Here is a 9,165-nt window from a genome sequence, read left to right on the forward strand (position 1 = left end):
GTGAATTGAAGCGCGAGCAGGAATTCATCGACGGGCTGTACGCGCGCGTGGACGCGCTGCGCGGCGACACCGAGGTCTCCGTCACGGACGCGCTCGCCCAGGGCAACACGCCCATGCAGGCCCGCCTGGAACGGGACATCCTGGTCGCCGAGCGCTCGGGGCTGCTGGCGGCGCTGAACGCGGTCGACGGGTCGCTCTGCTTCGGCCGCCTCGACCTCACCTCCGGCGTCACCCACCACATCGGCCGCATCGGCCTGCGCACCGAGGACGCCGAGCGCACCCCGATCCTCATCGACTGGCGGGCCGACGTCGCCCGCCCCTTCTACCTGGCCACCGGCCACACCCCGATGGGTCTGCGCCGGCGCCGGCACCTCACCACCGAGGGGCGCAGGGTGACCGCCCTGCACGACGAGATCCTCGACCTCGGCGACGTCACCCGCACCGGCCACGAGGACCCGAGCGGCGACGCCGTCCTGCTCGCCGCCCTCAACTCCGCGCGCACCGGCCGGATGAGCGACATCGTGCAGACCATCCAGGCCGAGCAGGACGAGATCATCCGCGCCCCGCACCGCGGCGTGCTGGTCGTCGAGGGCGGCCCCGGCACCGGCAAGACGGCGGTCGCCCTGCACCGGGCCGCCTACCTCCTCTACGAACACCGGGAACTGCTCGCCAAGCGGGCCGTCCTGATCGTCGGCCCCAACCCCGCCTTCCTCGGCTACATCGGCGAGGTACTGCCCTCCCTGGGCGAGACCGGCGTCCTGCTGGCCACGGTCGGCGAACTCTTCCCCGGCGTGAAGGCGACGGCCGCCGACCCGCCTCAGGCGGCCGCGGTGAAGGGCCGTGCCGACATGGCGGACGTCCTCGCCGCCGTCGTACGCGACCGGCAGGCGCTGCCCGACCCGGTGATCGCGATCGAGCACGACCGCGAGATCCTCATGCTGGACGACGACCTGGTGAACGTGGCGCGCGAGCGGACCCGGGCCGCCGGGCTCCCGCACAACGTGGCCCGTGAGCACTTCGAGGGCCACATCCTCAACACGCTCACCGACATGGTCGCCGAACGCATCGGCACCGACCCCTACGACGGCTCCAACCTGCTCGACCCCAGCGACATCACCCAGATCCGCGACGAGCTCGCCGAGAACCGTGAAGTCTGGTCGGCCATCGAGCAGTTGTGGCCACGGCTGACCCCGCAGCGGCTGGTCGCGGACTTCCTCGCCGCACCCGAGGGGTACGTGAGCGAGGAGGACGCAGCCGCGATCCGCCGCCCGGTGACGCGGGCGTGGACCGTGGCGGACGTACCGCTGCTCGACGAGGCGGCCGAACTGCTCGGCGAGGACGACCGGGTGGCGCGGGCCCGCGCGGAACGGGAACGGGAGACACAGATCGCGTACGCGCAGGGCGTGCTGGACGTGTCGTACGCCTCCCGTACCTACGAGTTCGAGGACAAGGAGGACGGCGACCCCGAGTCCTCCGAGGTGCTGTCCGCGCACGACATCATCGACGCCGAACGGTTCGCCGAACGCCATGAGGAGGACGACCACCGCAGCGCCGCCGAACGCGCGGCGGCCGACCGCACCTGGGCGTTCGGGCACATCATCGTCGACGAGGCCCAGGAACTGTCCCCGATGGCCTGGCGGTTGCTGATGCGGCGCAGCCCCACCCGCTCCATGACCCTGGTCGGCGACCCCGCGCAGACCGCGGAGGCGGCCGGCGTCGGCTCGTGGGCGGGCATCCTCGAACCGTATGTCGAGGACCGCTGGGAGCACACCCGCCTCGGGGTCAACTACCGCACCCCGGCCGAGATCATGGACGTCGCGGCGGCCGTGGTGCGCGCCCGGCACCCGGGCTTCGAACCGCCGAGTTCGGTGCGCTCCACCGGGGAACGGCCCTGGGCACGCGCCACCGACGACCTCCCCGGCGCCGTCGCCAAGGCGGTGGCGGAGCTGACCCCGGCCGAGGGCCGCCTCGCCGTCATCGCACCGCGCGAACTGCACCGGAGGCTGGCCGCCCGTCTGGACGGTGTGACGGCGGGCGCCGAACCCGACCTCACCCGGACCGTCGTCCTCCTCGACCCCCGCCAGGCCAAGGGGCTGGAGTTCGACTCCGTCCTGGTCGTCGAACCCGGCCGGTACGGCACGAGCGACCTGTACGTCGCCCTGACGAGGGCGACCCAACATCTCGGCGTGCTGCACACCGAGCCCCTTCCGGCCGCTCTCGCCGAGGCGTTCGCGTCCGTGCGGGAACAGGACGTCTGAGAGCCGGGCCCGTCCCTGAGGGCTGAGCCCTCAGGGACGGGCAGCCCCTACGCCGGGCGGAACCAGACCGTGGCCAGGGGCGGCAGCGTCACGCGGATGCTCGCCGGGCGGCCGTGCCACGCCGTTGCTTCCGGCTTGACGGCGTCGGGGTTGGTGACGTCGCTCCCGCCGTACCGCGCCGCGTCCGTGTTGAGGGCCTCGTACCAGGCGGGGACGTCGTCGGGGACGCCGAGCCGGTAGTCGTGGCGGACGACCGGGGAGAAGTGGGACACCGCCAGCAGGGGGACGCCGTCCGCGTCGTAGCGCAGGAACGCGAAGACGTTGTCCTCGGCCGCGTCACCGATCACCCACTGGAAACCGGACGGATCGGCGTCCCGTTGCCACAGGGACGGGGTGTGGCGGTAGACCGTGTTGAGGTCGCGGACCAGGTCACGCACGCCCCGGTGGTCGGCCTCGGCCCCGTACTCCGGGTCCAGCAGCCACCAGTCCGGGCCGCGCGCCTCCGACCACTCCGCGCCCTGCGCGAACTCCTGGCCCATGAAGAGGAGTTGTTTGCCGGGGTGGGCCCACATGAAGCCGAGATAGGAGCGGTGGTTGGCGCGCTGCTGCCACCAGTCGCCCGGCATCTTCGACACCAGTGAACCCTTGCCGTGCACCACCTCGTCGTGCGAGATCGGCAGGACGTAGTTCTCGCTGTAGGCGTACACCATCGAGAACGTCATCTCACCGTGGTGGTACTTGCGGTGCACCGGCTCGTGACTCATGTAGTCGAGCGAGTCGTGCATCCAGCCCATGTTCCACTTCAGGCCGAAGCCGAGGCCGCCGAACCCGCCCGGGCCCACGTGGTGGGTGGCGCGGGTGACGCCGTCCCAGGCCGTGGACTCCTCCGCGACCGTCACCACACCCGGCACCCGCCGGTACACGGTGGCGTTCATCTCCTGCAGGAACGCCACCGCGTCCAGGTTCTCCCGCCCGCCGTGCTCGTTCGGCGTCCACTGGCCCGGCTCGCGCGAGTAGTCGAGGTAGAGCATCGAGGCGACCGCGTCCACCCGCAGGCCGTCGATGTGGAACTCCTCGCACCAGTACACGGCGTTGGCGACCAGGAAGTTTCGCACCTCGCGCCGGCCGTAGTCGAACTCCAGCGTGCCCCAGTCGGGATGGGCGGACCGGAGGGGATCCTCGTGCTCGTACAGCGGGCGCCCGTCGAACTCCGCCAACGCCCAGTCGTCGCGCGGGAAGTGCGCGGGCACCCAGTCCATCAGCACCCCGATCCCGGCCTGGTGCAGGGCGTCGACCAGGAACTTGAAGTCGTCGGGGGTGCCGAGGCGGGCCGTCGGGGCGTAGAAGCCGGTGACCTGGTAGCCCCAGGAGCCGCCGAAGGGGTGCTCGGCGACCGGCATCAGCTCGACATGGGTGAAGCCCATCTCCTTGACGTACACGGGGAGTTCCTGGGCCAGCTGACGATACGTCAGCCCCGGTCGCCAGGACGCGAGATGGATCTCGTAGATCGACAACGGGGCCTCGTGCGCGGGGGCGTCCCCGCGGCGTGCCAGCCACTCCTCGTCGCCCCACTCGTAGTGCGAGGCGTGCACGATCGACGACGTGGCGGGCGGCACCTCGGTACGGCGGGCAAGCGGGTCGGCGCGCACGGTCTTCGAACCGTCGGGGCGGGTGATCTCGAACTTGTACAGCTCGCCCTCGCCGATACCGGGCACGAACAGCTCCCACACACCGGTGCCGCCGAGCGAGCGCATCGGGAACGCCGAGCCGTCCCAGAAGTTGAAGGTGCCGGCCACCCGCACGCCCCGCGCGTTCGGCGCCCACACCGTGAACCGGGTCCCGGACACGCCCTGGTGCGTCATCGGCTCCGCCCCGAGCGCCCGCCACAGCTCCTCGTGCCGGCCCTCGCCGATCAGGTGCAGGTCCAGATCGCCCAGCGCGGGCAGGAAGGCGTACGCGTCCTCGGTGTCCTGCACCGACCCCTCGTACGCCACGAGGAGGCGGTACGCCGGGACCTCGGGCAGCGGCAGCAGCCCCGAGAAGAACCCGTCCCCGTCGTTGTACAGCTCGGCCCGCACATCAGCGGTGACGACCGTCACGGACAGCGCGTACGGCCTGAACGCCCGGAAGGCGACCCCGCCGGGCACCGGATGCGCGCCGAGCACGCCGTGCGGGTTGTGATGCGTGCCCGCGATCAGCCGCTCCCGGTCATCGGCGTCGATGACGGGGGAGACGACGACGGGGGCGGGCGCGGGGGCCTCCGGCGGTGGAACGGGGGTCGGCTCGACGAGGTTCTCCGGCGTGACTTCCTTCGCGGTGACCTTCTTGGCGGTGACCTTCTTGGCGGTGACCTTCTTCGCGGTGACTTTCCTGGCAGGGGCCTTCTTCGTGGCGACCGGGGTCTTCTCGGTGGTGGCCTTCTTCGTGGCGACCGGGGTCTTCTCGGTGGTGGCCTTCTTCGTGGCGACCGGGGTCTTCTTGGCAGGCTTCTTCGCGGCTGCGGGGGTCTTCTTGGCGGTGACCGTCTTCGCGGGCGCGGGAGTCCGCTTCGCGGCGGTCTTCGTGGCCGCGGTCTTCTTCACGGCGACGGTGGCTTTCTTCGCGGTCGCCTTCGTGGCAGCGGCCTTCGTGGCAGCGGCCTTAGTGGTGGGTTTCTTCGCCGTCGGCTTTGCCGCAGCGGCCTTGGTGGCGGCGGTCTTCGCGGTGGTCTTGGTCGCGGTGCTCTTGGTTGCGGTGGCCTTGGTAGCGGTGGTCTTCGTCGCCGTAGCCTTCTTCGCGGCGGGCGTCGCCTTCTTGGCCGCCGCCTTCACCGGGGCGGCCTTCACCGGGGCCGCCTTCTTCGCCGCGGCCCTCTTCGTCACCGCTTTCTTGGCGGCCGTCTCCTTCGCGGCCGTCGCCTTGGTCGCCGGCGTCTTCTTCGCCGTCGTCTTCTCGGCCGTCGCCTTCTTCGGAGCCACTGCCTTCTCGACCTTCTCGACGGCCTTCTTCACACTCTTCGTGGCCTTCTTCGCAGCCGGCTCGGCAGCCGTCTTCTTCGGATCCGAACCGCTGGACGGGGGGCGGGGGGTCACGGGGGGAGCCTCCTCGGCGAAAACTCTGGTCGGTCAGATCAGGTCGGATGTGGCGTAACGCTCTATCGCGGCCATCGGCACGGCCATCCAGTCGGGGCGGTGCCGGGCCTCGTAGACGACCTCGTAGATCGCCTTGTCAGTCTCACAGGCCCGCAGCAGTACCGGGTCGGTCCGCGGATCCACGCCGCTGACCTCGGCGTATCCCGAGCAGTAGGCGGCCCGGCAGGCCTCCGCCCAGCCGGGGGCCGGCGGGTCGGCGGAGAGGGCCGCGTAGTCGAAGGAGCGGAGCATCCCCGCGATGTCCCGGGCCGGCGGCTGCGGCATCCGGCGTTCGGCGAGCGGCTTCGACGGCTCGCCCTCGAAGTCGATCAGCGACCACTGTCCGGCGGCCGAGCGCAGGCACTGGCCGAGGTGCAGATCGCCGTGGACGCGCTGCGCGGTCCAGGTACGGCCCTCGGCGGCCAGGTCGGCCAGCGCGGTGAACGCGGAGTGCAGCGCGGGGGCGTACGGCCGGAGCGCGGGCACCGCCTGGGTGGCCGCCTCCAGGCGCTCGGTCATGCCGTCGACCAGGAGGTGCAGCTGGGCGTGGCCGAGGGTCACTGTCGGCAGTGCGCGGGCGAGGGCCGTGTGCACCTCGGCGGTGGCCCGCCCGAGCGCCCGTGCCTCCGCGCTGAAGTCCTCGCCCTTGGCCAGTTCCCGCAGCGCCAGCTCCCAGCCGTCGCTCGCACCCTGTACGAAGGGCTGGAGCACGCCGAGGACGTACGAGTCACCGGACAGCTCCGCCCGCAGCCACCCCGTCGGCGCGGGCACCCTGGTGCAGCCCTCGCGGGCCAGCGCCAGCGGCAGTTCCAGGTCGGGATTGACGCCGGGCAGGACCCGGCGCAACAGCTTGAGGATGAACGTATCTCCATAGACGATCGACGAGTTCGACTGCTCGCCGGTCGTCAGGCGGGGCACCAGCCCGTCGCGGATCTCCTGGTGCGGGTCCCGTTCGAAGCGCAGCCCGCCGATGCGTGCCTGGGTGCGTACGGCTTCCAGGAGCAGTTCGGCGGGCCGGGCGTCGTGCAGGGCCTCGTAGACCGTGTGTCCGGCCAGCGGGCCCTCGTCGACGTGTCCGATCAGCGCGGGCGCGAGCCGGGGCGGCAGCGCCTCGCGCACGCCTATGAAGAGCTGGTAGCAGTCGCCCGGGTGCGGCGGGGCGCCCGGGCCGGGCGGCTGGTGGGCGCGCACCAGCAGGTGGTAGAGACCGAGCTTGGCCGTGGCAGGGAGCAGCTCGGTGGCCGCCACCAGCGAGAATCCGGTGATCGGACGCCCCTTGCCCGCGAACCAGCGCTGCCGCGGCAGCCACTCCCGCAGCAGTGGATCCAGTGACGCAAGGAGGCCGGGGTTGCCGGGGCTGGCGGTGGCGGTACGGATGACGGCTTCCGACATGGCGTCGCGTCCTTTCCCCGGGGTGGGCGGGGTGTTACTGATGCGTGCCCCGGGCGGGGCGGAGGAAACCGCCCCGCCCGGGGTCAAGGCGGGCTTTTCACGCTCCTACGCGGTGTCTTTGCGCAGCCGGAACCAGTAGAAGCCGTGGCCGCCGAGGGTCAGCAGATACGGCAGTTCACCGATGGCCGGGAAACGCACCCCGCCGAAGAGCTCCACCGGGTGCCGCCCCTCGAACGCGCTGAGATCCAGCTCCGTCGGCTGCGCGAACCGGGAGAAGTTGTTCACGCACAGAACGAGATCGTCCTCGTACTCCCGCAGGAAAGCAATGACGGCCGGGTTGGACGAGGGGAGTTCCGTGTAGGAGCCGAGGCCGAAGGCGTGGTTCTGCTTGCGGATCTCGATCATGCGCCGGGTCCAGTGCAGCAGCGAGGACGGCGAGGCCATGGACGCCTCGACGTTCGTGACCTGGTAGCCGTAGACCGGGTCCATGATCGTGGGCAGGTACAGCCGCCCCGGGTCGCACGACGAGAATCCCGCGTTGCGGTCCGGTGTCCACTGCATCGGGGTGCGGACGGCGTCGCGGTCGCCGAGCCAGATGTTGTCGCCCATGCCGATCTCGTCGCCGTAGTACAGGATCGGCGAGCCCGGCAGGGACAGCAGCAGGGCGGTGAACAGCTCGATCTGGTTGCGGTCGTTGTCGAGGAGAGGGGCGAGCCGCCGGCGGATGCCGATGTTGGCGCGCATGCGGGGGTCCTTGGCGTACTCGGCCCACATGTAGTCGCGTTCCTCGTCGGTGACCATTTCCAGGGTCAGCTCGTCGTGGTTGCGCAGGAAGATGCCCCACTGGCAGTTCGACGGGATGGCCGGGGTCTTGGCGAGGATTTCCGAGACGGGGTAGCGGGATTCCCGCCGTACCGCCATGAAGATCCGCGGCATGACCGGGAAGTGGAACGCCATGTGGCATTCGTCGCCGCCGCTCTCGAAGTCGCCGAAGTAGTCGACGACGTCTTCCGGCCACTGGTTCGCCTCCGCCAGCACCACGGTGTCCGGATAGGAGGCGTCGATCTCCTTGCGGACCCGTTTGAGGAACTCGTGGGTGGCGGGCAGGTTCTCGCAGTTGGTGCCCTCCTCCTGGTAGAGGTAGGGCACCGCGTCGAGGCGGAACCCGTCGATGCCGAGGTCCAGCCAGAACCGCAGCGCGGAGATCATCTCCTCCTGGACCGCCGGGTTCTCGTAGTTGAGGTCCGGCTGGTGGGAGAAGAAGCGGTGCCAGAAATACTGCTTGCGCACCGGATCGAAGGTCCAGTTGGAGGCCTCGGTGTCGACGAAGATGATCCGGGCGTCCTGGTACTGCTTGTCGTCGTCGGCCCACATGTAGTAGTCGCCGTAGGGGCCGTCGGGGTTGGTGCGGGACTCCTGGAACCACGGGTGCTGGTCGCTGGTGTGGTTCATGACGAAGTCGATGATCACGCGCATGCCGCGGTTGTGGGCGGCGTCGACGAACTCCACGAAGTCGGCGAGGTCACCGAACTCCGGCAGGACGGCGGTGTAGTCCGAGACGTCGTAGCCGCCGTCTTTCAGGGGGGACTTGAAGAAAGGCGGCAGCCACAGGCAGTCGATGCCCAGCCACTGCAGGTAGTCGAGCTTGGCGGTCAGGCCCTTGAGGTCGCCCACGCCGTCGCCGTCGCTGTCCTGGAAGGAACGGACGAGGACCTCGTAGAAGACGGCGCGTTTGAACCACTCCGGGTCCCGGTCTTTCGCGGGGGTGTCCTCGAAGGTGTCCTGGACGGGCTCATTGACGATCATGTTGTGGGTGACCCTCCGATCTGCGGGGTGGACGGTCGCAGGACGGTGCTGTGCTCGTCCGAGGACGCCACGTCGGCGGATTCCGCCGCGTGGCCCTCGGGCCCCCGGCCGACCGTAAGCACATGTGCCCCGCCAGGCCGAAGCCGCACATAATTGGCCCTGCCCCAGTGATAGGTCTCACCGGTGAGCTCGTCGCGCACCGGCACCGACTCGTGCCATTCCAGGCCGAGTTGCGGCATGTTCAACGAGACCGTGGCCTCCTGGGTGTGGTGGAAGTCGAGGTTCGCGACCACCAGAACCGTGTTCGAACCGCTTCGCTTCGAGTATGCGATCACCGCTTCCTTGTCCGCCTGGTGGAAGTGGAGATCACGCAGCTGCCGCAGGGCCGGGTTCGCCCGCCGGATCGCGTTGAGCCGGGCGATGAGGGGGGCGATGGTGCGGCCCTCGCGTTCGGCGGTGTCCCAGTCGCGGGGTTTGAGCTGGTACTTCTCCGAGTCGAGGTACTCCTCGCTGCCCTCCCTGAGCGGGGTGTTCTCGCACAGTTCGTAGCCGCTGTAGACACCCCAGGTCGGGGAGAGGGTGGCCGCCAGGACCGCGCG

The 9,165-nt window shown here is 70.3% G+C and carries 4 protein-coding genes and 1 pseudogene; 1 reads left to right on the forward strand and 4 read right to left on the reverse strand.

The features are described from left to right. Positions 1-5 precede the first annotated feature (5 nt). On the forward strand, positions 6-2,258 hold the full coding sequence (locus ACIBK3_RS10520; RefSeq protein ID WP_399363900.1) for a HelD family protein: 2,253 nt from the start codon (positions 6-8) through the stop codon (positions 2,256-2,258). Between the two features lie 47 nt (positions 2,259-2,305). Here the strand turns inward: ACIBK3_RS10520 and glgB are convergent, their stop codons facing one another. The 4 genes and pseudogenes from glgB to ACIBK3_RS10540 all read right to left on the reverse strand — a co-directional run. Then, on the reverse strand, positions 2,306-5,329 hold the full coding sequence (gene glgB / locus ACIBK3_RS10525) for a 1,4-alpha-glucan branching enzyme (RefSeq protein WP_399363902.1): 3,024 nt from the start codon (positions 5,327-5,329) through the stop codon (positions 2,306-2,308). Between the two features lie 33 nt (positions 5,330-5,362). Beyond that, a complete protein-coding gene (locus ACIBK3_RS10530; protein ID WP_399363904.1) occupies positions 5,363-6,760 on the reverse strand; it encodes a maltokinase in 1,398 nt (465 codons plus the stop codon). A 105-nt stretch (positions 6,761-6,865) separates the two neighbouring features. After that, complete coding sequence (treS, locus tag ACIBK3_RS10535; RefSeq protein ID WP_399363906.1) at positions 6,866-8,566, reverse strand: maltose alpha-D-glucosyltransferase; 1,701 nt, start codon at positions 8,564-8,566, stop codon at positions 6,866-6,868. Continuing rightward, a pseudogene (locus tag ACIBK3_RS10540) lies at positions 8,563-9,165 on the reverse strand (alpha-1,4-glucan--maltose-1-phosphate maltosyltransferase); the annotation flags it as partial. The gene treS and the pseudogene ACIBK3_RS10540, both read right to left, overlap by 4 nt.

Origin of the sequence: Streptomyces sp. NPDC050287 (assembly GCF_044459385.1) — a bacterium.
In the GTDB taxonomy this organism is placed as follows: Bacteria; Actinomycetota; Actinomycetes; order Streptomycetales; family Streptomycetaceae; genus Streptomyces.